We start from the raw sequence: 26,766 nt of genomic DNA, 5'->3' as shown, positions 1-26,766 counted from the left end.
AATTAAAAACCTGGATCCCCGCATTCGCGGGGATGACGCGATGGCCTAAAGTAAAAACCCCGCCTAACACCCGGATTCTTTGCCTGCTTAAGTTTCGCCTTTCATCAGATTGAGTAATTCGTCGGCAGACACCTTGCCGCTCATGTCCGCACCATCCAGCAAGCTATCGGCCAAATCACGTTTATGGCTGTGCAGCGCGACGATTTTTTCCTCTATGGTATTTTTGGCGATCATCCGGTAGATCGTTACCGGCCGCTGTTGGCCCATGCGGTGCGCCCGATCCGAGGCCTGATCCTCCACGGCCGGATTCCACCACGGGTCCATATGTATTACATAGTCGGCAGCGGTCAGATTTAAACCCACGCCGCCAGCCTTCAAGCTGATCAAAAACAATTCGCCCTCGCCACGCTGGAACGCGTCTACCCGTTGCTGTCTATCCTTGGCAGGTGTACTGCCATCCAAGTATTGATAACGAATCCCGCGCTGCTCGATATAGTTTTTGATCAATTGCAGATGATCAACAAACTGGCTGAACACCAGGGCTTTGTGCTTGTTATCCAGCAATTCGTCGACGATATCACCGAATGCCGCCAACTTGCTGCTAGGTAAAGCCACCGCCGCATTGGCCAGCAAGGTATTGCAACAACTGCGGCGCAATTTGCTGATGGCCGCCAGAATCTGCAATTGCTTTTGCCCAGCCGGCGCATCGGCGCTGCTCAATGCCGCCAGACTATCGCGGCGCAGGGCTTCGTAGAAGGCCATTTCCTCAGCGCTGAGCTCGACATAGATCGGGATTTCCGTGCGCGGCGGCAATTCCTGCAACACCTGGGTTTTAGTGCGGCGCAGAATAAAAGGCTGGATCAATTTCTTCAGCTGGAAACGAGCCTCGGCACTGCGGTCGCGTTCGATAGGGCCGGCGAAGCGTTGATTGAACTGTTCCAAAGATCCCAATAAACCGGGATTGATAAACCTGAACAAATTCCACAGCTCGCCCAGGTGGTTTTCCAAGGGCGTGCCGGTCATGATCAATTTAAACTCGGCTTGCAGATTCATCGCCCCCTGCGAGCGGCGGGTGGCGATGTTTTTGATCCACTGCGCTTCGTCGAGAATCACAGTCTGGAACTGGATTTTCGCCAACATTTCGGCGACTTGTTCCTGTTGCAACAAGCCGTAACTGCAAATTAGTAAATCATACGGCCCCAGATTATCCAGCAAGCGTTGCCGATCACCGCTACCGAGAATTTGCGGATTGAGCGTCGGTGCAAAACGACCGGCTTCGTTTTCCCAGTTCATGCACACCGAGGTCGGGGCGACGATCAGGCTGGGACCGTTCGGTGCGCGATCAACCAGTAGGGCCAAACCTTGCACGGTCTTGCCCAAGCCCATATCGTCGGCTAGGCAAGCACCGACGCCCCAGCGAGCCAGACGCGCCAACCAGCGGTAGCCATCCAATTGGTAATCGCGCAATTCGGCTTGAAAGGTGGACGGCACTTTGGGTTGATAGTCTCGCGAATCCTTCAGGCGCTGCATGTGTACTTGCCAATGTTTATCGGCCTTAAAACCGGCATCGTCCTGCCAGTCTTCCAAAGTAAGAGCGGCCAACGGATTGATCCGCACTTTCTTACCATGCAGATCGGCATAGGCGCGTAAATCGTCGAGGCGGCGGCGAAACTCTTCGGTCAAGGCAATGAACTGACCGTCCTGCAATTTTAAAAACCGGCCTTCGCGATTATTCAATAAACCCAGCAATTGCTGAATTTCGATGACGGTATCTTCGTTGACTTGCAACTCGCCTTGCAAGGCAAACCAATCGTTGTCGCGCTTGATTTGCATGCTAAAGCCGCTGCCGTTGGTTTGCCCCAACAGTCGAAACCGGACGCCTTCCGGCCATTCCAATATCGCTTGCTCGGCTGGCAATGCCTGCAATTGCAACAGCAGCTCCAGGCATTGTTCCGGCTGATCCAGCAAATAATCGCCGGCCCCATCGCGTTCCGCCTGTTCCAACACGTCGCAGGCCTGCAACACGGCTTGCGCGCGCTGTTTTTCCAAGGCTAAGTCGCGTTTAGTCTGACAATGCCGGCCATCGATTTCCGCCAACACGCTTTCGCCGCCGTGTCCGGGTTGATAGTACGCCCCACCGCTCGCAAACGGTCGGATCAACATCGCCACGCGCAGACCTTCGCCCCAGGGTAATAAATGTACGCGCGGCGTCGCGTCGGCCTGGACTTGCTCGGCGCTACTGGAACTGCCGCCGATATCCGAATGCACGGTCAACAAGCCGGAAATACTGGTCAGGGTTTGCAAGACCCGATCTTGCGCAGACACCGGCACTTCCAAGCCCTTGCCGCCCAATACCGCAAAAATTTTATGATGGTCGCCGGTGAACTCCAGCACTCGCAAGCGCGTGGGCGTTTCCTTGGCGACATAAAACTTTTGTTCATGTCCAGGCACGGGTTCCAAGCTAATTTTGATCTTGTCGCTACCTTCCAGCTTTTTCACCCGCAATTCGGCTTCGCCCTTGACCACATCCACCCGCACTTCGGGCGCATCGGCCCAAAACAACAAGGGGTGACCCAGCAGCGCCTGCGGCATGCTGTTGTCGAATTCAAAATAAGTACCACTGCCGTACCAGCCGCTATCGCGGTATTCCTTGATATGCGCGCACAGCTTAATATCCTGCTCAGTTAAGTAGTCAAACTTGTTGGTTTCGTGCGCCAACCGTTTCAAGGCAATCGCCCTGCCCTTACTCCAGCCACCTTTAGCTTGCTGCTTTTGTTCGCGTGGTTCAATCTCCAACTCGTGGCTAATATCGTCGTAACTCAGTAACCAGACCAAGCGCGTAGGCTTATCGATAGGCGCGGCGGTATCGGCTTTTTTTTCGGCCTTGGGCAAGTTTAGTAACGCGTCCAATGCCAAGTCCCAATCGGGGCGGCTGGCGAACAAATCAGCCAACGCCGGCCGGCCATCGAAAAAGCTGCAATCCCATTGCATAGAACGCGGCGGCTCTATATGCGTAAAGATCTTGGCCAATTCGGCCGCCGGCCAACGATAACCGTTGTCCAACAAATGCCGATATAGCTTTTGACTAAGTGGCGTGACATGATTGAATTGATCGGCTTTGACCCAAAATTTGATCAGGGTTAAAAACACATGCAGCAGTAATGGCGGAGTGAGCAAGGTCTCCGGGTAGCCGCTTTCCCGATAGCCGCTACTGATTTTATAGGTCAAATCGGTGTTTAACAGTTGCTCCCGCAAGGACAAGTCGCCTTGTAAAAAACGCTGAAACAAGGCCAACTGATGATAAATGCCCAGCCAATAATTGTCGGCTTTTATAGCTTGGTTGATTAATGTGCCGAGTTTGGCGCGTTGTTTGGCGTCGTTATTCTTCAGGATAGCCAGTGGGTAAAACACCCCAGCTAAGCCGTAAAAATAGGCGGTGCGTTGTCCTGAAACCTTGCGCAGCTGTGCCAAAGCGCTTTCGAAACGGTTGACCGCTGCCGCGTAATCGCCGCGCAGAAAAATCAATGTCGCAGCAATCGCTTGCAGTTCCGGATCATTTTGATCCGCCACCCGTTGCTCGACTTCGTCCCAGTCACCTCGCAGCAAGCGCAATTCCAAAGCTACGCGGTTCAACAATTCTTGCTGCACACCCCGGCTAACAAACAATAGCTGTTGCAGAAAACTATCCAATTTTTCGTCAGCATACAGATACAGCAGTTGATGTAAGCCCGAAAACCCGGCCAACCCCAGCAATAATTGCGGATGATGCGTGGTAAACCACGCGACATCCAAGGGGTTTAAAAACCAAGATAGATACAGTTCGTTGACCGGCGGCAGTTTGCCCAAGTAATGGGCGCCGGATTCCAGACATTCGTCGACTCTGGCGTAATCGCCGCGATAAAATTGAATGCGCGCTTCGCGGATGCAGTCGTCCACGGTGCTGTAACGATAGTAGCCATGGCCGGGCGGATTGTTCATTTGTACGGCGCCGGCAAACAAATCAAACTCTTTGTCCTCGACAGCTTGCCGCGTCAGCACTTCCGCCAAGGTCCGGCAGCAACGGGTGCCGCCGGATTTGAGGTTTTCTTCCAGCAAGCCGGCTTTAATCAGCGGCTTTAAGCGGGCTTTGACAGCTTCCGACTTGAGAGTTTTCTCGCCTTCCCTGATACCTAAACTACCCAGGCACTTAGCCAAATTAATCAGCGAACTATAGCCGTAATACACGGCCAACAACTTCAGAATTACCTGTTGCTCCGGGGTTAAGGTTCGATAAGTTTTAAGGCGTTCGACTAAACGAGAAGATTGCATGATTCCGGCAAAACGGCAAAAGATGGGATGTTACCAGCTTGGCCGGACAAGCTAAAGAATCTCAAGTCAACACGCACAAAAAAGCCCGCCGGAGCGGGCTTTTTATAGAGAGGGGAACTTACAGCGTTGCCAATACCTTAGCCACTGTTTCGCCCATCGCCGCTGGGGTTGGGGCGATAATCACGCCCAACTCTTTCAGCATTTCAACTTTCTCCGCCGCAGATTCGCCAACCGAGGAAATAATCGCCCCGGCATGCCCCATACGACGACCTTTGGGTGCGGTTAATCCGGCGATGTATGCCACCACAGGTTTGCTCATATGTTCTTTGGCAAACATACCGGCTTCCACTTCTTGCGGGCCGCCGATCTCGCCTATCATCACCACCACTTTAGTTTCCGGATCTTGCTCGAATTTTTCCAGAATGTCACGATGCGAACTGCCGTTGATCGGGTCGCCGCCGATACCAACTGAAGTCGATACACCTATCCCTAAGGCTTTCATCTGATCAGCAGCCTCGTAACCCAGCGTACCGGAACGACCGACAATGCCGACATTACCGGGTATGTAAATGTGCCCTGGCATAATGCCCAGCATGGCTTTGCCCGGACTGATGGTGCCGGCGCAGTTAGGGCCGGTCAACACCATGCGCTTTTCCTTGGGGAATTTGCTCAGGAAGATTTTGACTTTCATCATGTCCTGAGTCGGAATACCATCGGTGATCGACACACAGTATTTGATGCCGGCTTCGGCGGCTTCCATGATCGAGTCCGCGGCATAGGCCGGCGGCACGAACACGATACTGGCTTCGGCGCCGGCTTGTTCGACAGCGTCCTTGACGGTATTGAACACCGGGCGGTCCAAATGTTTTTGCCCGCCCTTACCCGGCGTCACGCCGCCGACCACGTTGGAACCGTAGTCGATCATCTCCTGGGCGTGAAAGGTACCGATCTTGCCGGTGAAACCTTGGACGATGATGCGAGTGTTTTGATCGATAAAAATTGCCATGTTTGTTCCTTAAGCTTGCGCGGCTACGACTTTATTACGGGCTTCGACCGCTTTCTCGGCGGCTTCGGCCAGGGTATTTGCCGTGATGATGGGCAAACCGCTTTCCTCTATGATGCGCCGGCCTTCCTCGACGTTGGTACCCGACAGGCGCACAACCAGCGGCACTTGCATGTCGATTTTTTTCACCGCGTGCACCACGCCCTCGGCGATCCAATCGCAACGGTTGATACCGGCAAAGATATTGACCAGCATGGCCTTGACGTTTTTATCCTGCAATACCATCCTAAAGGCTTTTTCGGTACGTTCGGCCGACGCGCCGCCGCCGACGTCCAGGAAGTTGGCCGGCTCGCCGCCTGCCAGTTTGATCATGTCCATCGTCGCCATCGCTAAGCCGGCACCGTTGATCATGCAGCCGATATCGCCGTCCAGGCCGACATAGCTTAAGCCACGGTCGGCAGCTGCCATTTCCCGGGGATCTTCCTGCGACTTGTCACGCAACTCCGAGATTTTTTGGCGGCGAAACAAGGCGTTGTCGTCAAAGCCCATTTTGGCGTCCAGCGCGATCAATTCATCGTGGCCGGTAATCACCAAGGGATTAATTTCGACCATATTGGCATCCAGCTCGCGCATCGCCCGATAGCAACCTTGAATCAATTTCACTGCTTGCGGGATCAAATCGGCGTTTAAACCCAAAGCAAACGCCATTTCGCGGGCTTGGAAATCCTGTAAACCAACCGCTGGTTCGATGTAGATTTTTTTGATCGCATCCGGATTATTTTCCGCCAGTTCTTCGATCTCCATACCGCCTTGCGCGGAACCGACCATGACAATCCGCTCTTGGGCACGATCTATCAGCAAGCTGAAATACAATTCCTTGGCAATATCGGTACCGGCTTCGACGTATAAGCGCAGGCATTGTTTGCCGGCAGGACCGGTTTGGTGTGTCACCAATTTTTTGCCCAGCAAAGATTCGGCGGCATCGCTGACTTCGTCGTGGGTTTTGCAAATCTTGATACCGCCGGCCTTGCCGCGGGCGCCGGAATGAATCTGGGCTTTAACCACCCAGATGTGGCCGCCGATTTCGCGGGCGCGTTGCACCGCATCTTCCGGGCTGTAAGCCAGACCGCCATCCGCTATTTTCACGCCATAGTCGGCCAATAGCTGTTTTGCTTGGTACTCATGAATGTCCATGCACTCTCTCGTGATATTGGAAAAATGTAGGTTGGGTTAGGCATCAGCCCTAACCCAACACGAAGGCCTTAAATGTTGGGTTACCTTTGGTTTTTTCCCAAAGAGCAACCCAACCTACAATTTTTTATTTTGATTTCGCGGCAATCGCTTCGGCGGCACGGACGATGTTATTCGCCATCCGTTCGGAAGCTGCATCAATCAAACGACCATCCAGTGCGGCAGCGCCTTTGCCTTGCGCGGCGGCTTCCTGCAACGCTACTAGGATGCGCTTGGCTTTTTCGACTTCCGCCGCAGGTGGGGTGAATACTTCGTTCGCTAAAGCGATTTGCGAGGGATGAATCGCCCATTTGCCTTCGCAACCCAACGCTGCCGCGCGGCGGGCGCCGGCTTTGTAGCCTTCGGGGTCTTTGATGTCGCCGAATGGACCGTCGATAGGACGCAGTCCGTAGGCACGGCACGCCACCGTCATCCTGCTAATCGCCGCATGCCATTGGTCACCGGGATAATCGGGATTCAAACCACCGATATTCACGGTACGGGCCCGATTGCTGGCGGCATAATCGGCGACGCCGAAATGCAAGGCTTCCACGCGGCCGCCGATAGCACCTTGCTTGGCAATGTCTTCCACGTTAGCCATCCCCAAAGCAGTTTCAATCAGGCATTCAATGCCGATTTTGTTTTTCAGGCCTTCCTGCATCTCCAACTGGGTCAACATCGCGTCAACCATGTAAACATCGCCGTAGACACCGACTTTAGGAATCAGCAGCGTGTCGATTTTTGCGCCGGCTTGTTCGACCAGATCGACCACATCGCGCACCATGTACTGGGTATCCAGACCATTGATGCGGACTGACAGGGTGATGCCATTACCTTTCCAATCCAGATCGTTGATGGCCTGGATGACGTTTTTCCGCGCTTGCAGTTTGTCGTCCGGCGCCACGGCGTCTTCCAGATCGAGAAACACAAAGTCCACACCGCTTTTCAAGGCTTTTTCAAACATTTCCGGACTGGAACCCGGTACCGCCAATTCGCAACGTTGCACGCGTTGGGCATTGGCTTCGTAAAGAGTGTGACTCATGTATGTTTCCTACGGTTGGTTGGCCGGCTAAAAAACCGCGCCGTGCATGGATTAAAGAACGTGCCATTTTACTTTCAGGGCCTGCAATGTCAATTGCGCTTGTCAGCTTCGGTGCAGGTTTACGCCGGTAAACGACTTGCCGAATCACGGCTTATGTGGCAACATCCCGCGATTTTCTAAGCTTCCAAAATTCCAAGGAGACACCAGATGGCAGGTCGCAATCACCTATTTGTTCCAGGGCCAACCAATACCCCACATGAAATTCTGAGCGCGATGCATGTGCCGATGGAAGATCACCGTTCGCCGATTTTCCCTAAATTGCTGGCTCCAATTCTGGAAGACCTGAAAAAAGTGTTCCGCACCGAAACCGGCCAATGCTTCGTGTTTCCAGCCACCGGCACCGCCGGCTGGGAAGTGGCGATGACCAACTGCTTGAACCAGGGCGACAAGGTTCTGATTTATCGCTTCGGTCAGTTCGGCCACCTGTGGGCGGAAGCTTCAAAAAAACTGGGTTTTGACGTGGAAATCCACCAAGTCGAATGGGGCAAAGGCATGCCTTTGGACCATCTGGAAGCGCGCCTAAAAGAAGATAAAAACCACGACATCAAAGCCATACTGGCAACGCATAACGAAACTTCTACCGGCGTAACCAGCGATATTCCTGGCGTACGCAAAGCGCTGGATGCCGCAAGCCACCCCGCATTGTTGTTTGTAGACGGCGTCAGCTCGATAGGCAGCCTGGATTTCCGTCAAGACGAATGGGGCGTGGACGCCAGCATCGCCGGCTCACAAAAAGGCTTCATGTTGCCGGCCGGCCTGGCGATTCTGGGCTTTAGCCAAAAAGCGCTGGCTGCTATCGATAACAGTAACTTCCCGCGCTCTTTCTTCTCGTTGAAAGACATGGCAGCATCCAATAAAGACGGCTACACCCCTTACACGCCATCCACACCAATGTTGTATGGCCTGCGTAAAGCACTGGAATTGTTGCTGGAAGAGGGCATGGAAAACGTTTACGCCCGCCATCACCGTCTGGGCGAAGGCGTACGCCGCGCGGTTGCGGCCTGGGGCTTGCAAACTTGCGCACAAGCAGGCTGGGATTCCGATACAGTCACCGCGATTGTGGTACCGGCCGACAAGGATGCCCGCCACGTCATCAGTACCGCTTACAACAGATACAACATTTCATTAGGCGCAGGCCTCAGCGAAGTGGCCGGCAAAGTGTTCCGCATCGGCCACGTTGGCGATATGAACGATGTTTCCTTATTGGGCGCGATTGCCGGCGTGGAAATGGCGATGCTGGATAACGGATTTGACATTAAACCGGGTAGCGGCGTCGCCGCAGCCATCGAGTATTACCGCTCGACAGCGAAATAACATCCTCTAAGTTTGACGGGTGACCTGCGTAACCGGCCACCCGTCATCCGATCCGCAAGTATCCCATCAGCCCTAGCCCTTATCACATCCCAAAACAGGCCGATATACCGCCTCCATGTACTTTAGAACACGAGATTAACAGCCGTGTTTTGTGCACTAAGCACCAAAAGTAACCGTCATTTGCACCATTCCACCTCAAAAGTACCTGATTTTTTACACCGAAAATAATGAAAATTATCAGTAAATATTTAAAATAAAAGACTTTTTAAATAAAGGCATTGCTATTGCTTAATATTTGTTTGAGTTATCTTCTGACTCCAAAGCCAAAGGAGAAAATCATGAGACACCGCCTATTACTGTTAGCAGCACTGATCGCTCCTGCCCATGCGGAACTTCATGAACACGAGCCAACTGAAATCTACGACCAAGCATTGCTAAACAACGCCACTCCGATTAGCCTGGCACCAAGTTCCTACTTTTTAGCACCAGGCCTATGCTGGCTACCCAGCAGTTTAACCGGCAACAATAACGCCGACCAGATCAATACTTGCGTTATCGAAGCCATTTACGCATCGGGATTAAATCGAGAAAATACCAGTGAAGCTCTCGATATTGGAGCAGTGAACTGGTCCGTGATGAACTATCCCGCCATCAGCAGCGGAGCTTGGTCGTTTATCCCCGACATTGGTTACCAGTTTCTACTGGAAAAAACCGCAGACGCCCAAACCAGCCGGCAATCCGTTACGGCGGTTAGTGAAAAATCCTTATCATCTATGCCCCTAGCCGCATTAACCTGGTTTGTTTTGGGTTGCATGTTGGGGACGTTAGCGATGCTGCGTCGACACCAAGAAAAGCTGACCATCGTCGCCGATTAATTTTTTGCCAGGTATTTGCGCTGCGATTTTCAATTCTTTATAGTCCCACCTGCCGGCGCTTTGCTCAGTGCCGGCATTTTCAGGGGCTAGTCCACTATCTCCCGATCATTAGACGACGAAGCGTTGGGAGATGCAAAAATGGCAAAAACCTTATATCAACTATTAAACATAGCCGAGTCCGCCAACGACCAACAAATCCATCGAGCGTTCAAGGATATTGAACGGACTTGGGCAAAACGCGAAGACGACTCCGCAATAGATACACTCAACCGAGCGAGAGAAGCATTTGTGATACTGTCCGACACGGACCGGCGCATCAGCTATGACCGAAAACTGGCGGCCAGCCGCTTGCAGCCTACTGAAATAAGCCCCCCCAACGCAACCGAACCCGGCCGGATAGGCCTATGGTCACAACGAGTGGCTATCGCCCTGCTGCTATTGTTTCCGATAGGGTCTTGGATTTATCACAATAACCAGCAATCCCGGCAACAAGCCGAGCTGCAGCAGATCCAAAATGCTAAATTAATTGCCGCCACCGACGCGCTGAAAAGCCAGCAAGAACAGCTGTTACTCCACAATCAACAAATGAACGTCCAGCGCCAGGACGAACTGGAAGCTCGACGCATGGAAAACGAGCTACGACTCAGACAGCAGCAGCTCGACGACGCGAAAATACTAAGCCAACAGCAGTTGCAAAACCAAGCGCGCAGCCTGGATTTGATGGAAAAACACCTGAATACGGACACGCGCGACCGAGAACAAAGTATCGCCGAACGCCAAGCCGAACTGCAATATAGAAAGCCGGCAATGGCGACGTCCTTGCAAGAGCAACAAGACCAACATTTGTCATTGCAGCGGCAAAGATCTTTACAGCAACATGATGAGAATATCGCCAGTATCAACAGCCTGCGCGCGGCACGCTTGAAAGCTTACGACCGTGATCATGGCAGCGGCGGCATAAGCACTTCCAACCCGGCCGTTGACCCCTAAATCCCTGATAACTTGTTTAAACCTAAAAGCGCAAAAGTTTTACGATAGGAAATCCGATGAACAAACCCAAAGTCCTGATTAGCCGCCGCTGGCCGGCAAGCGTTGAAGCTAAACTGCAAGCGCTTTACGACGTCACGCTGAATACCGACGACCATCCTTTCAGTGCCGACGAATTTAGAGCGGCCTTACAAAAATACGATGCGGTGTGTCCCAGCGTTTGCGACTCCCTGCCAGCCGAAGTACTGAATGTCGCGAACAAGCGCTGCAAAATTCTGGGTAATTTTGGCGTGGGTTATAACCATATCGATATTGCCGCCGCCAAACAGCAAGGCCTGATTGTTACCAATACCCCTGGGGTATTGACGCAAAGCACCGCCGACATAGCGATGACCTTGTTATTAATGTCTGCGCGGCGCGGCGCCGAGGGCGATAGACTGGTCAGAGCCGGCGCATGGACCGGCTGGTGCCCAACCCATATGATGAGTAGCGACGTGACCGGCGCCACGCTGGGGCTGATCGGTTTCGGACGCATCGCCCAGGCCATGGCGCGAAAAGCTCATCACGGCTTTGGAATGAAAATTTTGTATCTCAAACCCAGCCCGGCCGACCCTGCCATTGTCGAAGAGCTAAAGGCGGAGCGTTGCGATACGCTGGAAGAACTATTACCGCAATGCGATTATGTATCTCTGCATTGTCCTGGCGGCAACGAAACCCGACATTTAATCAACGAGAATACCTTGAATTTAATGAAGCCCACCGCGCATTTAATCAATACCGCGCGTGGCGACGTGGTGGACAGCAAAGCTTTGATCAAAGCCTTGCAAGAAAAACGCATTGCCGGCGCCGGCCTGGATGTTTACGAAGGCGAACCTAACATAAACCCCGGTTTTCTGACGCTGGACAACGCCGCACTCCTCCCCCATCTGGGCAGCGCGACGATTGCCACGCGCACCGCGATGGGGGAAAAAGTGTTGGCAAATTTACAGGCTTATTTTTCAGGCGTTGAACTGCCGGATAGAGTGGTTTAAGGCTAAACCGCAACCCTGTTGACTATACAAAAGAGTTCTAAGCAAACTTGACGGGTATTTTTTTGCGTTTTTTAGCACCCAATATACCCATCAAACCTGCTAAGAATGACCAGACAGCGGCAGGGAGCGGCACCGCCGCTGGCTGCAAATTCCCGGCTATTGTCACATCCGTAAAAAAACTCCTGGCTTCACCCTGCCCTAGCGTAAAGGTGTAAGTTATAAAGCTTTCATCGCCGGCAATCGCCAAGGCAGGGTCATAAGACGTTACATTGAGCATGCCGTTATTGAAAAATGCATTACCTAATTGCGGTGAAAATGTATCCCAAAAATCAAGAATCGCATCCGTATTCGCATCACCCTGTGTAAAGGCTTGGAGCGTGTAATTCACTGTCAGCGTTATTTGTTGATCCTGAGCACTTTCATTTAAAAAATCCAGCTGATACCAACCGACATGCTGCGAAGTAAAGCTCCCAGCTGATGCGTAGCCATTGACCGCAAACGTATGCGCGACTCCGAAACCAAGCGAGGGCAGCGCCACTGCGTTAGCAGCAGCCGGTAAAATCGCACCAACACTCTCTGGGGCTGTAAAAATATAGGAATACGACGCATCCGCGGGTGCATAGGCGCTCGTTGCCGTCACACCGCTCCCTATTCCACTGACATCAAACGAAATAGTCGCTTGACTATCGAACGAACTGCTCGCTTGCGCGTTTTGGCCAAGCGTTAGTAAAACCAAAACCATCAAACTGCTGAAAAGTCTTTGTTTGTTACTCAAGTTTTTCATTTCTTATTCCTAGTGCAACTGAATAATCCGCATCCAAGCCGGGGATATGCCGGCTTGGATCGCATAATTAAATTAAGGGGCCTGCAAATAGCTCTCAAACGGTAACAACGGAGCTTGCGAACCGTTTGCCCCTACCGGCGGAATCACCAGAAATTCTTCGGTAGCCAATTCAGCGCTCAGCGGATTACCGGCCGTCACCGAAATATGGTCACCAGCATGCCCGTTGGGTACTTTGATTTCCGGATGGTCGAAAGGCGCTTTTTCATAACGCACCCGCTCATCGGTAAAACTTTTTAACAGCGCCAGCAAGTCGGCACGTTGCTCGGGCGCATTTGCCAAGGCGATATTCGAAACCAAGGTATGTCTATCCGGATTGTCGTTGTTGCCTTTTCTAGAATAAAACTCAAGAACCTGCTCCAACGTTGACATGCTGCCGTTATGCATATACGGGCCAGTCAGCTCGATATTCCGTAAACCCGGTATTTTAAAGGTCGCTTTCTTGGCGACCCCCAGTTTTAACGGCGCCGACGTTAGCGATGCATTGGCTGCGGCAATGGTCGGTATGTTGCCCTTTAACGCAAAATCGTTGATGCAATCCTGATTTTTCAGCACGCCTTCCCTAGCGCCATCCGCTTGAATGCCATTGGGGATCGTGAATGTGACAAGGTTGGTTGTCGTAACATTTTTGGCAATCTCGACCAGAAAATCGCAGCTGCGCACGCTTTTTACGACTTTGTCTTTGACGTTTGAGTAATTTCCCAGCAAGTACTGAACATATTGATCTGAATATGACAAGGGGTTACCAAAATCGTCTAAAGCACCCAGACCGGGATCAGCCGCCGGATCCGCCACGCCGGTGTTGGCAAAACCAAGATCCATGAGTTTGATACCACCGACAGTAGTATTACGAGTTACCACGCTGACGTGCGGACTGATCCCGGCTGCGTAAGCACCGGCATCCGGTCCCAGACCGTCCGGCCCATACGGTATTGAAAGATCGCTACCATAGAAAGCATTAAGCGTTCCGTCGACCAGCGTACTATTCAACGTAATCGCCGCGGTAGTCAAAGCCGGGCCTGAGTGGCACAAATTACAGTGATTGTTGGTGAATGTTGCCAAGCCGTTGTTTAAAGAATCGATCTCCGCCTGCGTTTTACCCATGCCCTCCCAGGTCGGCAAATGTGTAATCGGATCGCGTGGGGTCAAATCAATCGGTGCCTGATCGGAAACCAGAGTGCCTTGATACAGCTGTAAAGCGATACCAAAGAACATCGAAAAATTGGCTTCCATTTGATTGTAAGGCTCTTGCCCCGCCGGCGCACCGAACGGGCCCGTCGAACTGAATGACCAGAATTTCGGGTTGAAAGCCCCCATAATCATGTTTTTATACGTTGTATTCAAACCGGGCTTGAGACTGCCCGGCGTGCTCAAACTGAGTGCGCCCAACACGCTATCTTGGTGATGCACTTTCTGGCCTTGCAGGGGCTGGCGCAATAGCAACTTTCTGCCTATGTTGGGCCATTTGCGAGCGACACATGACATCTCGACGTCACTTAATGCCGGCCCCATAGCCAAAGACGCGAGTGACGCATTTTCCAGCCTAAGCTTCTGTTTGGCGGCGCTTCTGGCACCGGTTTTAACCCAAACGCCCGCGTCGGGATCGCGGTCGCCCCAGGGACTAACGCCGTTATAGGTATTATTGGCCCGCCCATCCCAAAAATTTCGGTGATTGAAAATAGCGTTTACCACTGTCGGGGCGTTTCTGGGCTCCACCCTGCGGGTTCCGGTACCATCGACATGAAATATCGGGTCGGCGGAGCGGGCGCATTGATCTTGCTCGCCGGTAAATTTCGATACGCCGGTAAAATTACCGCTGAATGTGCCGGATGACGAAACGACATCATCGGTTGCAAAAGACACACCGCTTGCCTTATTTAAAGGGTCATTAAAACGAAAGGTTGGAAAATCCGTGGTTTTAAGCGTGTAGTTGGGACCACCGCTATCGATACTGGAAGGTAAACGTTCAAAAGTTTCAGCAGTCGCCGTTGTACCTTTAAGCCCAGGGTTCATTTGGTTTTTCACCCGGTTATCGGCGCCGGCATGAAAATGGCAGGATCCGCATGCCATGCCATCGCTGCCGACATTGACATCCCAAAACAAGGCCTTACCCAAAGCAATCGCCTTTTGTTTGTCTACGACGATAGGGTCGCGACCATCCGTAGGTAAAAAATTTACCGGTAACTCGCCCAACGTCCCTAAAACCTTGGGTATCGGCACGTTCTGCAACGGCATCGGCTGCGGCCCGTGCGCAAAAGCAATTGGCAACCAAAATAACCAGCCCGCGGTTGTCCAGCCCAATTTATTCGTAACTCGCATAATTACCTCGTCTAAATGCAAACTTTTTTGAATTTGAAGTGAATAAGCAAAAATAAAACCATTTACACAATTACTATTCAAAACATGTGGTTATATTGATCTCAACTCTTCCAACAGCGCTTCTGAAGTGGACAATGCGTCATTTGACACAATTTGTTCGAAACATCCAGGCAAATACCGAATCAAGAATCGAGCAGACGGCGGATAGAGCCGGCAAGCGCAAAACGATGCCACTAACTCCTGAAATCTGATCAAAAAAAAGGGGTGGCGTTACCGCCACCCCGTCAAACGCAGAGCAATAGATCGTTGATTAACCCTGCCCTTAAATACTACTTGCCTTAATGCCCTTGCCTGTTGAAGTACACACTAGCCTGGGCCTCGACTAGCCCGGCCCTAACGAAATACCAGTGGTAAATAGGGCCGGGTTAATAGCAGGCTTAGGCTGCCAATGAATTCTTCTTTCTTCCAAAAGACAGCAGACCCAGCAAACCGCTACCAAACATCCAGACAGCAGCAGGCACAGGTACCGCAGCCGCAGTCTGTTGAATCACGACATTGTCCAAACGCATTTTGTACGGCAGTCCAGCTGTCACGAACGAATCGGGCTCACCGATAAAATGGATCCAGAAAGCACTGATATTTTGGAATCCGCTATTTAACACCAAGGTACCGTCGAAATTATCCGTAGCGGTATTTGCGAGAGTCTGATAAGCGACCCGAGTTGCGTAATTGGTACCGTCTCCGCTAGACAAAGCGGCGTTATCCGGTTGACTGAAACCCAAAATCTCCCACGAACCTGAACGTCTGTTGCCGTTCGAAATACCCCAAGGTGAATGAAAATCCATTTGCGTCAATGAAAACGAACTGCCATCAACAGCTCGCATGTAGATACCTGAAGAGTCGTTGTGATATGCCACTTCATACAACGGAGTGACGCCATCCGGCGCAATATCGTTCAACTCCTGGTGCAGGTGATTAGTCGGATTCGCATCGCTAACCACACCCAACACAAAACCGGACTCCGCATAACAGTCAGCACAAACACCTGTTGCCGAGGTATTGGCATGACCGCCATAGGCCGCTTGATTCAAACCATCGAAGTTAATGGTGGTGGTAGTAGTTGCCGCGGAAGCAGCGCCTGAAACCGACGCCATACCGGCAAGCAGTAACGCACTGATTGTTGTTAATTGATTCACTATCAAATCTCCTTTCTTGGGTTAATTTTAAAATTTGAAATTTGCTCTAACATCATCCTTTGACTTAAAAATTTCAAAGAATTACTGAACGATTGACAACGCAATCGCCATTTCCTAACAATCCCCGTAAAAACTCCAAAGCAAAACCCAGACCACATTCCTTAACCCTTTAATAATCATAACGAAAAACGTCGAATACCTCCGCAAAAACAACTCAGTAAGGATGCTAATAAAATGAACTATGTTAAATAACTCATGCATAGTGCTTGATATGCCCCGCACCACCCCTGCCAAGAATCAGCCCGTGAGCCTGAACACCACCCAAATCTCAATGGCTTCTCGCTAAACCCAAGCACAACCCGCTTATCTGCCCACCAAATCTTAAATAGGTACGGTTCCTGCTTAGAGGAATCAATTCCTATCCCCTTTGCAACTTATGAATAAAGCGCTTTTTTTCTTCCCGTTATTATTGCTTGGTAGTTTTTCCACAACCGCAGCTGAACTGGGCCAACCCGCTCCGGCATGTCCGGCCGTATTCTCAGAGACCAAACTATCAGTCGATCCAAGCAACTTCAAAGGCAAGGTGGTTTTACTGGATTTTTGGGCGACTTGGTGCCCTCCCTGCATCAAATCCATGCCTTTTTTCAATGGTCTATACGAGGAACTGGGCAAGGACGGCTTTGAGGTCGTAGCGATTAATCTCGATGAAGACCGCGACACCGTGAGCCAATTTTTAAGCGAGCATCAAGTGAATTACCCCATTGCCTTCGACCCGCAAGGCGAGTGCCCGAAAATATATGACGTTAAAGCCATGCCCTCTTCTTACCTGCTCGACAAATCCGGCATCGTTAGAAAAGTACATTTGGGCTTCCGCGATGGCGATCAGGCGCTACTCAGAGAGCAAATCAAATCTTTACTCAGCCAGTAAGGGCTTTTAGAACAACAATGGACCAGTTGAATAGACTTTTTAAGGCGCTATTGATGTGCGGCATTTGCGCACTTGCAGGATGCGCCGAAGTTTCGCCCTGGGAAAGGGGCAATCTAGCTAAAAGAGATATGGCGCTTAATCCTAAACCGAACTTAAGCCATTTCCGCGACCATATTTTCACTAGCAAGGAAGCGTCTCAAGGCGGGTTGAATGGCAGTGGTGGCGGCTGTGGCTGTAACTAGCGATAAGCACAAGGCGCTTGCCGCGCTGACTTCAGCCGCTCTGGCACTGCCAGGGCTCCAAGCCCACGGCGCCACACCCGCTGCGCAAGCGGAAGCCAATTTTCAATACGGCCACTATCAGGAAAGCGATAATCGCATGGCGGTTGACGTCTATCACGCCGACTTTACCGTGCCTTATAAGGACACGCTTGAGTTGTCGTTTAGCATAGACCGGGACACCTACAGCGGGGCAACGCCGGCATTTAGTATGCCGGCAGCCATGGCAAACCAGCTCAATTACGATGATGGCGTGTTAAGCCTGGTGGATATTGTCTCGGCCGCTTCGGCCGGAGTTAGCGCGGCAACACTCACCACCCCAGCCGGGCTAAACAATTTCCAAGCCTTTAAGGATGTTTACGATCCAGGACAGGCGCAAATTTTATCCACGATTAATGCACTTAAAGATCAGGCGGGGCTTTCGATAGCGCCATCGCCCAGCAACGGCACTTTAAACTTCGATGGTATGAGCCAAGCGGCTTACGGCGGTCATGCCAATATTGCCGCAACGGGCGTCTGCACGGATTGCTACGCAGAGTCCGGGTTTGTGACTGGCGTGGTCAGCGATGCCAATCCAACCAACCATCTGCATCAGGAACTGAATAATTTTGCCGCTGACGGCGTCACTCCACTCTATGAAGTGGCTTATCACAACGACTCTTCAGGAATTTATATTCGCGCTCAGGACGGACAGGCGTTCGATTTAAACTCCATGAGTTTTTCCGCACCTTGGGGGATAGCAAATGGCAATAGGAGAACAGGTGCTTGGGAAATTTTAGGCTTCAGCCAAGCGCAAAATGTCAATTTATCCAGTGGAGACGGCACCAACTATGCGACACGGGCAGCTTACAAAAGTGTTAACAATACCAGCGCGGACAGCTTTAACGGCATCATGGTGCTTGGGAACGACTTTAAAAACATTTACGCGGTCTGGATTCATTTTGTTGGCGAGCCTGATTCATTTGTAACCCCCGGACTGCCCTACAAAATGCGCCTCGATGACGTCAGTTATTCCCGGCTGACTGGGGCCGACGCCGCGACAATTGCCCAATACAATCAACAAGTCTCAGCGATTAATGCCATGCAGGCCAACTTGTTTCAACAGTTGGTGATCGATGCGTATAGAAATGTCCTGAATCGGATGATTCCGCCGATGTCCTCCATCGTCCAAAAATATCAACAACAACCGCTGGAAACCCGCACCATGCCGACTTTCAGCGGCAAATATTATTTTGACGACAACACCCTGGCGTTTTCCGGCGGCATGTCCGAAGAACCTGACTTTATTTCCAATTTCGGCTCAGTGACTTTAAGCCACGAATTTAACAACAAACTAAGTACCGTATCCGCCGGTTACAATGTTTCCAGCAATCAAATTACGCGAAGCACTGACGCCGCCCACGGCGCAGCCGACGAACACACGCATGGCGACAATGACAATTCCCCCAATTATCAAGCACTGAATGAGACCAGCGCATCCCATGGTTTTAATCTAGGTTTTTCGCAAATTTTAAGCAAAAACACACTGTTCCATTCGTCTGCCAGCTACACGCGGCAAAACGGCTATTTGAGCAACCCGTACAAATACGTGTACATCCGCGGCGAAGTGACGCCGGAAGAATACTATCAAATCTATCAAGGCTCTAATGGTGCGTCCATCGACTGGAACGCCATCACCAAACTGGAAATGGTCGGTACCGAGCTGTTTCGGGAAGTCAGACCGGACCTACGCAATCAATGGTCTATTTCCAACCGCATCAACCAATATATTCCCTCCCTGGATGCCTCGGTGCATTTTGATTACCGATTTTACGCGGACGACTGGGGGGTAAATTCGCACACCGCGGAGCTCAAATGGTATCAATCCTTACCGATGGGCATTACCGTCACGCCGAGCTTTCGTTATTACTCACAGTCGCAAGCCGAATTTTTTGCGCCGTATTTTTTGGCGCCGCGCGCTGATGGACATTATTCCAGCGATTTTCGCCTGGCGGATTTTGGCGCGTTGAGCGGCGGGATTACCTTCAGCAAACAATTCAATAAAGGTGTGACACTGGATGCCGGCTTTGAGTATTACACCCGGCAAAGCAGTTTGAAATTAGGTGGAGGTCTGGATAACAGTTACGCCGACTACAGCTATTACATGGTACACGGCGGATTGAACGTCAACCTGTCCGCGCTAAGCTCGCAAGCCGGCGAACATGCCCATCACCTGCATCATAACCACGGCGCACCACTACCCGCCGGCGTTATGTTCGGCCATATGATGAATACGCCCGGTGAGCTGATGGTCGGCTACCGGTACGCCTACACCAATCAAACCGGCGGCATGCAATTTGGCTCGAGCACGGTGGACGACGCATCTTTGTTGAACTCAGCCTGCGGCAACTACCAATGCGCCTCGCGTCCCAGTGAAATGAGCATGAATATGCACATGCTGGACATCATGTATGCACCCACCGATTGGCTGAATTTGATGTTGATGCCGCAAATCATGGACATGAAAATGTCGCTATCGAACATTCCCGGTTCCACCGCTAGTAATGAACATGGCAGCGGCCATAGTAGCGGCGGCCTGGGCGATACCATTATGACCGCCATGTTCAAAGCCTTCGACACGCCCAACCATCACCTTCATGTAGGACTCGGCGTCAGCGCTCCCACCGGCAGTAACGAAGTCACCGTCGATGGGCAAGACGCCCTGACCAGCCAAGTCCAGGATTATGGGATGCAGCTCGGCAGCGGCACTTGGGATTTAAGACCCAGCTTGACCTACACCGGTCAATTTGCAGACTGGTCTTGGGGCGCACAAATGAGTGGCATCAAACGCCTGCAAGATAGGAATCGTGTTGGTTATGCTCTGGGCGACGCATTCCAATCCACCGCTTGGGGTAGTTACAAAATATTAGATTGGCTTTCTACATCGGTTCGCGGCATTTATTCCGAACAAGGTGCGATCAAGGGTCAATTCAACCGCAGTCATTCGCTGAACTCGACAGTGGACCATCCCGGCAACTATGGCGGACGCTTTTGGGACGTCGGTTTGGGTTTAAACGCCACCCTGCCAGACGGCCCACTTGCCGGCCACAGTTTCAGCATCGAGTGGCAGCAACCGATTGCTACCGATTTCAACGGGCACCAACTGGAAAGGGAAGGCACCTTGAATGCGACGTGGACTTTCGGCTTTTGACCGTGCCGCCCGATTAGCCCCGTTTTACACCCTGGGTCAGATACCCCGATATTTCTCACAAAAATCATAACCGTTCGCTAGGCAGCTTGCTAAAACACCCTTCAGCGAGAACATGAATAGCGTTCCTGTTGAAATTAGGCCATTTCACGCAAAGTGCGGCATATCACACACCTCAAACAGCAAAAGGCGTTTATTTTCTTATATTTCATTATGTTACGAATGGCACACTATGTGCTTTGAACGCAATGTGTCTAACCCAGACACATTGCTTAGAAGACATAAATTGTTCGTCGTTGTTAATAAGCTTTTACAACAGCTTCAGCGCCGCCATACATGCTTCTAAATATACCTAAGGCCGGCACACCCTCCCCCTTTCCAGTCGGCAAACATATTTTATTGCGAGGAATTACATGCTAAAAACCAAGTTATCTCAGGCCATTGCTTTTGCTATGACCGGCATCGCCATCACCGCTGTTTCCAGCTCAGACGCCGCCGCGGCCACTGTCTCTTATAACGCGTTCAACCATGACCGTTCCGCGCCTAACGCGCTGGTGTCCGGTGGCAACGGAACGGATGGCTGGATGAGAACCGGCACTAATGCGTGCGGTACAGCCGGCAGCACCTGCGGCAATGGCCCTACTACCAGCAACAACCCAACAAAAATCACCTCTGGAGGCGCAGGCAATGCGGCCGTGCCCTGGGTTGGTAACGATGCGCGTACCGATGCGAACTTCAATTATTCAGGCACACAGACATTAAACTGGACGGCGGTCATCGGTGCCGGCGAAACCGCAGTAGTATCCAGACTGGATTCCAACACCCGTTACGGCGGCACAGTCCTGTCGGACGGCACGACGTTCAACTACGCGGATATCGATACCGCAAAAGGAGCTTGGCATGACGGCGCCAGCGACGGCTGGAAACACGACACCGACATCGGTTTGTTCAAGTCCAACGTCACTCAGACTGTTACCCTTTCGATTTCCAGCCTGCTGGGTAACGGCTCCCTTAACGAAACGCCCGATTATGGCTTTACGGTGTTTGAAGGCAAAAATACCGGAACTACCAACTATTCTCACCACGGTGCATGGCATTCGATAGACCCAGCCAGCGCGCAAGCCGTAGGTAATAATGCTACCCAAATTACCGACCCCAATCCATTTGGCGGCAGTGGACTCACCGCTCTGATACTGGATGATGTTGTAGGAAATAGTGCTACATTCACCGCCGAGGCCGGCAAAATATACACCATCATGTTGGGCGGCTTTCAAGCAGGCGACTGGATAGAAACCCGCAACGACTATCAGCTGACAATTGCGGCCGTTCCTGTGCCGGGCGCGGTATGGTTATTTGGTAGCGCGTTGACTGGTTTTATTGGCCTGCAACGTCGTAAACGCGCACTGGCATAACACTAAAAGCCATTAGACGGTATAAACCTGTTCGGCCGGCCCCATGCGCGGCCGAGCAGGTATCTGCGCAAAAATCATGACATAACAAAGTCGTCAGAATCATTTTTCATTGGCTCTTACGCCTGAGTGACACACGCTCCCGCCCCTAAAGTAAAATATCAAAAACAAATGGGAGGTATTCACCGAACGCCATCTCACAAACCTTTTTTGAAGCTTGAATTAGCAAACCATACTCATCATGACCCCATTCATGCAACTCGGCCAAGCCGCCGTCCAACAGAAGAACTTCAGCGAAGCCGTGGCATGGTTTAGCAAGGCGGACGAGGATAGCCCTAAAGATCCGCAAATCAAGGCTTGCCTGGGACAATCGCTATGCTGGCTAGGGAAGCGCGAGGAAGGTTTGGCACACCTTCATCAGTCCGGGCAACTGCTTTTAAAAAAAGCCCGGAAAAGCCGCGACATCGGTTTGGCCCTGGATATGGTCGACCAATTGCAGTATTGGAATGACTTTCCCGGTGCGCTGGAACTATGCAAACAAGCCGTGCAAATTAATCCGGGGCAATTGCGCGGCTATCAATTGCTGGCCTTGACCTACTCTCGTCTAAATCAGAAAAAACCCGCCCTCGCAGCCGGTAGACAGGCATTGAAATTGGCGCCGAACAGCGCAGTACTGTCGATTTTACTCGCCACTCTGGAAGCTGCCGATGGCCTGAACCAAGAAGCCAAACAACGTTTGGAAAAGGTATTGCAAAACGCCTTATTGACCACCGAAGAAAGGTTCCGAGCCAATAAAGAGCTGGCTCGGATTCTGGACAAACTTGGACAATATGATCAGGTTTTCCCGCATTTGCATGCAGCCGCCGAACAGGCGCCGCGCCTGCCGGAAGTAAAACGCCAAGACGCCAGCTTAGTTCCAAAAATGCTGGAAACACATAAGACGGAATTTGATAGCGAACTACTGGGACGCTGGACCCATACCGAGTTTCCAGCCGACCAACCCGCGCCGGTTTTTCTGTTGGGCTTTATGCGTACCGGCACTACCCTAACCCAGGAAGTGCTGGCCGCCCATCCGGAAATTTTTGTTGCGGACGAAACCGATCTGGTTATCTCGATGGCGAAGGAACTTAAGCGAATGTCGAATGGACAAGGTCACGTCGCCGAGCAACTACGCAAACTTGATTTAGCAGGCGTACAACACTTACGTGCGTTTTACTGGCACCGGGCCCGCGCCTTGTACGGCGATAAGATCGGCACCCGATTATTGCTGGATAAGACGACGATGAACACCATCGATCTAGGCTTGATCAACTGCATTTTTCCGGACGCCAAACTGGTATTTTTGCTGCGCGATCCGCGCGACGTTTGCTTGAGCTGCTTCATGCAAACCATGTTGCCGACGCCATCAACGGTGCAATTACTAAGCTGGGAAAGTACTGCCCGGTTTTATGCGCAAGTCATGGACTGGTGGCTGACTATCAGACCGAAATTAACGATGCGTTTTATCGAGTTCCGATACGAAGACGCGGTATTTGATTTCGAACCGGCATTCCGAAAGGTGTTTGATTTTATTGGTTTGGAGTGGGATCCGGCGGTCGCCGAATTCCATAAAAAAGCAGGCGGCAAGTACATCGCCAGCCCCAGTTTTAGCCAGGTCGCGCAACCTTTATATTCATCATCAGTTGGCCGTTGGCAGCATTATCGAGCGGAATACACCACCATCCTGCCTGAGCTGCAACCATTCATAAACGAGTTTGGCTACGAAAACTAGCTTAAATTAAGGGCTGGGAAACGGGATTCATGTCCCGAAACCCCGGCCTACTCAAAGCGATTAATTTTCCAGCCATTAATCGGGAACAGCCGATCCACGTCCACTGAAAACAGTTGCGCCGCAAGCCACTCAGTCCGACCGCAGAACTTCGAGCATCTGTAATTTAAGGTAAATAACCCATTTTCCGACACGCTAAATAGCCAAAACGCGCCTACCGGAGGAGTCCACACCCAAAAACCGGAGAAATCATGCTGGAATTTGCAATACAAAAAAATATTTCCTGTCAAAAGCCTCTAAAACATACTGTTTAGCGAAAGCTTAAAGTACTTATAGCGTCGGCAATCTAAATGACTGTGTCATATAACACAGATATAGGGCATATGACCCATTTATCCGAAAGCTAGAAGTTTGACATATCGAAAAAATCATCTAGCGACCCGCTCATGCTTGTTCACGGCTGATAAAACCAGAACTCAATAACTTCTTATCATTGATTTATATGGTTTTTTTCTATCGGCTTACTATAAAACACAATCAGGCATAGCTATTGCTTTTGCCTGGGGGATGCCGCGCTGGAACACAATTTAATTGGTTACCATGATCAGAAACATCCGGAACCGTGCTTTCTATCAAATCCCGTCGTTGTCCGCCGCATCAGCCTTATTTAGCTCAACCCAGGATTATAAGCATGAAAAAACAATTAAAAATTCCTTTGGCTTTTGTCGCCGCAATCGCCTTGGGCTACGCTCTCACCCCCAAACCGGAAGCCCCTTTCACCGGCCACGGCAATGTCGATGCGTTAAGTAAAGTCTACGAGCGCTGGAAAAGTGCGCACGAACAACAAGGAAACTTAGAGGTTTTGCGTGTCGGCTTGGGTTTTTCGCGAGCGCAATCCAGGCAATTTACCGCTGCCAATGGTGAAGCGGCATTGAATCTGGTGAATGGCCAATTAAGAGTGGCGGTCAGCGGCTTATCCAATCAAGAAGAATACGATGTTTGGCTGCTGGATAACCACAAATCCGGCAATAACCTAAACGACAAAGCGGTCAAAATCGGCCCATTGTCAGCCCATGAAAATAAACACTTACTGACAACCCAACTGGACCGCGACCGCTTCACCGGCTTTACGATGGATGCCGTCGCGATTGCCAAGGCCGGAGAGACACCGCAAACCGGCGGCCTGTTATTCGGCTCGCCAAGCTTACTGCAACGGCTATATTACACCGAGCGCTATTGGCCGGCGGCAACGGTAGGCTCCGTAACGACAGAAGAGAACGCCCGTCCCGCACAAGCGGCGTTCGAATTTTTATTACCCAAAACCGCGCAAGCGGCTGTGACTGCCTCGGCTGCCACCTCTCCAGAACAACTGACACAACTGATCGCCGCCGGGCAACAGCTGTTTACCGAACAAACCTTTAACGGCAACGGTCGTACCTGCGCCACCTGCCACAGGCCGGACAACAACCATACCATCGATCCCAGTTACATCGCCAAGCTGCCGAAAACCGATCCGCTGTTTGTAGCCGAAACCAATCCGGTATTAGCCGATCTGGAAAAACCTGCGCTGCTCAGACAGTTTGGCTTATTCGTGGCCAATGTCGATGGCTTCGATAGACCACCGGTACTGCGTAGCTCGTCGCATCTGCTGGGTATAGCCAACACCTTAACCTTTGAAAAAACCATCAACCCAGGCTACGGCAACGGCGAATTCACTCAGGATACGGATTATTTCAACGCTCACGACCCCGAAGCACAGCAATCCGGTACACATACGCATGCTATTGGTTGGTCGGGAGACGGCGCACCCGACGGCGGGTCGCTGCGAGATTTTGCTAAGGGCGCCATCAAACAGCACTTACCGAAAACCCTGATTCGCGCTGAAAACATCGACTTTAGAATGCCTACCGAAGCCGAGCTGGATGCGTTGGAAGCTTATATGCTGTCCCTGGGCCGCAGCGAAGAAATCAATCTTGCCAATATGTATTTCAAGTCGCCGCTGGTGCAAAACGGCTTGTTATTGTTCAACACTAAAAACAATCCGAAACTTGCCGACGGTACGGTGTTATTCGGCACCACCGGCAACTGCAATGGCTGCCACTCCAACGCCGGCGGCATCAGTTCCACCACCAATGCCAATCCAACGCGCGACACCGGCGTAGAGCGCATGCGCGACCAGTTGCATCATTTGGCCGATCCAAATCTGGCATACGATGGCGGTTTCGGACAAACACTACAAACCGATTGTGGTCCGAACTTTAACGAAACCTGTTACAGCGACGGCAGTGTCGCACCGGCCGGCACCACCACGCGCCCCGCAGGTCACCATGGTTTGAATCGCTTCAACACCCCATCACTCATCGAAGCTGCCGATACCGCGCCGTTCTTCCACAATAACAGTGTGACCACACTGGAAGAGACTGTGGCGTTTTACAGTTCCGATGCATTTAACAGTTCGCCGGGCGCATTCACCTCGAGTAAAGCCAACCGCCAAGGCAAACTGGATTCGTCGCAAGTGATTGCCGTCGCTTTATTCCTGCGCTCCATCAACGTGCTGGAAAACATCCGCAGCTCTAATCTTTTGGACCAAAAAGCGATGGCGTTGAGCGGCGATCAAAGCGTCAAAACCTTGAAACTGGCGATTGCCGATACTCAGGACGCTATCGACGTGCTCAAGGAAGCTGTGATCAATCCCTATCCGGATGCGTTGGACAAATTGCAGCAAGCGCTTTATTACGAAACACAAGCAACGAATAAGTTTTATCCAAACCGCTCTACGCTCATGCAAAACGCGATTAATCTGAAGAATCAGGCGCGGGCCATGATAGTCAGCGGCGGTTAGCTTCTGCTGCCGGGACTGACATGTTCCAGTCCCGGCATTACGGCAAGCTATTCACCTGACCTTTAAATAAAGTCTCCTCTGCGAGCGCCAAAGCCTAGTTGCGGACCTGGATTCCAGTTTTTACGGGAATGGCGACACCAGGGAATTT

General features: G+C 51.5%; 17 protein-coding genes. 10 read left to right on the top strand and 7 right to left on the bottom strand.

Annotated elements, in window-relative coordinates:
• Window positions 1–87: 87 nt before the first annotated feature.
• The 4 genes from ACR64Q_RS07485 to ACR64Q_RS07470 all read right to left on the bottom strand — a co-directional run bounded on the left by ACR64Q_RS07485 (window position 88) and on the right by ACR64Q_RS07470 (window position 7,583).
• Window positions 88–4,308: a DEAD/DEAH box helicase gene (locus tag ACR64Q_RS07485; protein ID WP_313734131.1), complete on the bottom strand. Its 4,221-nt coding sequence runs from the start codon at window positions 4,306–4,308 to the stop codon at window positions 88–90.
• Window positions 4,309–4,426: 118 nt separating this feature from the next.
• Entirely contained in the window at window positions 4,427–5,314 is an 888-nt protein-coding gene (sucD, locus tag ACR64Q_RS07480; protein WP_313734130.1) for a succinate--CoA ligase subunit alpha, read from the bottom strand.
• Window positions 5,315–5,323: 9 nt separating this feature from the next.
• Entirely contained in the window at window positions 5,324–6,505 is a 1,182-nt protein-coding gene (locus ACR64Q_RS07475) for a malate--CoA ligase subunit beta (RefSeq protein ID WP_020482089.1), read from the bottom strand.
• Between the two features lie 124 nt (window positions 6,506–6,629).
• Window positions 6,630–7,583: an HpcH/HpaI aldolase/citrate lyase family protein gene (locus ACR64Q_RS07470; RefSeq protein ID WP_020482090.1), complete on the bottom strand. Its 954-nt coding sequence runs from the start codon at window positions 7,581–7,583 to the stop codon at window positions 6,630–6,632.
• Window positions 7,584–7,790: 207 nt separating this feature from the next.
• Here ACR64Q_RS07470 and ACR64Q_RS07465 point away from each other — a divergent pair, with 207 nt between their 5' ends.
• From ACR64Q_RS07465 to ACR64Q_RS07450, 4 genes are all read left to right on the top strand, one after another.
• On the top strand, window positions 7,791–8,957 hold the full coding sequence (locus ACR64Q_RS07465; protein WP_313734129.1) for an aminotransferase class V-fold PLP-dependent enzyme: 1,167 nt from the start codon (window positions 7,791–7,793) through the stop codon (window positions 8,955–8,957).
• Window positions 8,958–9,295: 338 nt separating this feature from the next.
• The gene (locus tag ACR64Q_RS07460) at window positions 9,296–9,832 is read left to right on the top strand and encodes a hypothetical protein (RefSeq protein WP_020482092.1); all 537 of its coding nucleotides are present in this window, start codon (window positions 9,296–9,298) and stop codon (window positions 9,830–9,832) included.
• A gap of 138 nt (window positions 9,833–9,970) precedes the next feature.
• On the top strand, window positions 9,971–10,822 hold the full coding sequence (locus ACR64Q_RS07455; protein ID WP_313734128.1) for a hypothetical protein: 852 nt from the start codon (window positions 9,971–9,973) through the stop codon (window positions 10,820–10,822).
• A gap of 56 nt (window positions 10,823–10,878) precedes the next feature.
• Window positions 10,879–11,850: a 2-hydroxyacid dehydrogenase gene (locus ACR64Q_RS07450; protein ID WP_313734127.1), complete on the top strand. Its 972-nt coding sequence runs from the start codon at window positions 10,879–10,881 to the stop codon at window positions 11,848–11,850.
• Between the two features lie 37 nt (window positions 11,851–11,887).
• On the opposite strand, the gene ACR64Q_RS07445 is transcribed toward ACR64Q_RS07450, so the two are convergent.
• The 3 genes from ACR64Q_RS07445 to ACR64Q_RS07435 form a co-directional block, all read right to left on the bottom strand.
• Entirely contained in the window at window positions 11,888–12,634 is a 747-nt protein-coding gene (locus tag ACR64Q_RS07445; protein WP_313734126.1) for a VPLPA-CTERM sorting domain-containing protein, read from the bottom strand.
• 72 nt (window positions 12,635–12,706) lie between these two features.
• The gene (locus tag ACR64Q_RS07440; RefSeq protein ID WP_483823297.1) at window positions 12,707–15,010 is read right to left on the bottom strand and encodes a cytochrome c peroxidase; all 2,304 of its coding nucleotides are present in this window, start codon (window positions 15,008–15,010) and stop codon (window positions 12,707–12,709) included.
• A 437-nt stretch (window positions 15,011–15,447) separates the two neighbouring features.
• Entirely contained in the window at window positions 15,448–16,206 is a 759-nt protein-coding gene (locus ACR64Q_RS07435; RefSeq protein WP_026604420.1) for a hypothetical protein, read from the bottom strand.
• Between the two features lie 436 nt (window positions 16,207–16,642).
• Here ACR64Q_RS07435 and ACR64Q_RS07430 point away from each other — a divergent pair, with 436 nt between their 5' ends.
• The 6 genes from ACR64Q_RS07430 to ACR64Q_RS07405 all read left to right on the top strand — a co-directional run bounded on the left by ACR64Q_RS07430 (window position 16,643) and on the right by ACR64Q_RS07405 (window position 26,618).
• Window positions 16,643–17,134 carry a TlpA family protein disulfide reductase gene (locus ACR64Q_RS07430; RefSeq protein ID WP_026604419.1) on the top strand — a complete coding sequence of 164 codons (492 nt, stop codon included), beginning with the start codon at window positions 16,643–16,645 and terminating at the stop codon, window positions 17,132–17,134.
• A gap of 17 nt (window positions 17,135–17,151) precedes the next feature.
• The gene (locus ACR64Q_RS07425; protein ID WP_081607889.1) at window positions 17,152–17,376 is read left to right on the top strand and encodes a DUF4266 domain-containing protein; all 225 of its coding nucleotides are present in this window, start codon (window positions 17,152–17,154) and stop codon (window positions 17,374–17,376) included.
• Entirely contained in the window at window positions 17,345–20,602 is a 3,258-nt protein-coding gene (locus ACR64Q_RS07420; protein ID WP_313734123.1) for a DUF3570 domain-containing protein, read from the top strand. The genes ACR64Q_RS07425 and ACR64Q_RS07420 overlap by 32 nt, the downstream gene beginning before the upstream one ends.
• A 410-nt stretch (window positions 20,603–21,012) precedes the next feature.
• Complete coding sequence (locus ACR64Q_RS07415) at window positions 21,013–22,011, top strand: hypothetical protein (protein WP_483823434.1); 999 nt, start codon at window positions 21,013–21,015, stop codon at window positions 22,009–22,011.
• A 238-nt stretch (window positions 22,012–22,249) separates the two neighbouring features.
• Window positions 22,250–23,779 carry a tetratricopeptide repeat-containing sulfotransferase family protein gene (locus ACR64Q_RS07410; protein WP_313734121.1) on the top strand — a complete coding sequence of 510 codons (1,530 nt, stop codon included), beginning with the start codon at window positions 22,250–22,252 and terminating at the stop codon, window positions 23,777–23,779.
• A gap of 688 nt (window positions 23,780–24,467) precedes the next feature.
• The gene (locus ACR64Q_RS07405; RefSeq protein ID WP_313734120.1) at window positions 24,468–26,618 is read left to right on the top strand and encodes a hypothetical protein; all 2,151 of its coding nucleotides are present in this window, start codon (window positions 24,468–24,470) and stop codon (window positions 26,616–26,618) included.
• Window positions 26,619–26,766 lie beyond the last annotated feature (148 nt).

Source organism: Methylomonas sp. 2F7, assembly GCF_057126975.1.
This window is presented reverse-complemented; position numbering and strand designations above follow the sequence as displayed.

Bases quoted from the DNA above. Each gene is read 5' to 3' on its own strand.
- ACR64Q_RS07485 (WP_313734131.1), bottom strand. From the start codon at position 4,308: ATGCAATCTTCTCGTTTAGTCGAACGCCTTAAAACTTATCGAACCTTA.
- sucD (WP_313734130.1), bottom strand. From the start codon at position 5,314: ATGGCAATTTTTATCGATCAAAACACTCGCATCATCGTCCAAGGTTTC.
- ACR64Q_RS07475 (WP_020482089.1), bottom strand. From the start codon at position 6,505: ATGGACATTCATGAGTACCAAGCAAAACAGCTATTGGCCGACTATGGC.
- ACR64Q_RS07470 (WP_020482090.1), bottom strand. From the start codon at position 7,583: ATGAGTCACACTCTTTACGAAGCCAATGCCCAACGCGTGCAACGTTGC.
- ACR64Q_RS07465 (WP_313734129.1), top strand. From the start codon at position 7,791: ATGGCAGGTCGCAATCACCTATTTGTTCCAGGGCCAACCAATACCCCA.
- ACR64Q_RS07460 (WP_020482092.1), top strand. From the start codon at position 9,296: ATGAGACACCGCCTATTACTGTTAGCAGCACTGATCGCTCCTGCCCAT.
- ACR64Q_RS07455 (WP_313734128.1), top strand. From the start codon at position 9,971: ATGGCAAAAACCTTATATCAACTATTAAACATAGCCGAGTCCGCCAAC.
- ACR64Q_RS07450 (WP_313734127.1), top strand. From the start codon at position 10,879: ATGAACAAACCCAAAGTCCTGATTAGCCGCCGCTGGCCGGCAAGCGTT.
- ACR64Q_RS07445 (WP_313734126.1), bottom strand. From the start codon at position 12,634: ATGAAAAACTTGAGTAACAAACAAAGACTTTTCAGCAGTTTGATGGTT.
- ACR64Q_RS07440 (WP_483823297.1), bottom strand. From the start codon at position 15,010: ATGCGAGTTACGAATAAATTGGGCTGGACAACCGCGGGCTGGTTATTT.
- ACR64Q_RS07430 (WP_026604419.1), top strand. From the start codon at position 16,643: ATGAATAAAGCGCTTTTTTTCTTCCCGTTATTATTGCTTGGTAGTTTT.
- ACR64Q_RS07425 (WP_081607889.1), top strand. From the start codon at position 17,152: ATGGACCAGTTGAATAGACTTTTTAAGGCGCTATTGATGTGCGGCATT.
- ACR64Q_RS07420 (WP_313734123.1), top strand. From the start codon at position 17,345: ATGGCAGTGGTGGCGGCTGTGGCTGTAACTAGCGATAAGCACAAGGCG.
- ACR64Q_RS07415 (WP_483823434.1), top strand. From the start codon at position 21,013: ATGCTAAAAACCAAGTTATCTCAGGCCATTGCTTTTGCTATGACCGGC.
- ACR64Q_RS07410 (WP_313734121.1), top strand. From the start codon at position 22,250: ATGACCCCATTCATGCAACTCGGCCAAGCCGCCGTCCAACAGAAGAAC.
- ACR64Q_RS07405 (WP_313734120.1), top strand. From the start codon at position 24,468: ATGAAAAAACAATTAAAAATTCCTTTGGCTTTTGTCGCCGCAATCGCC.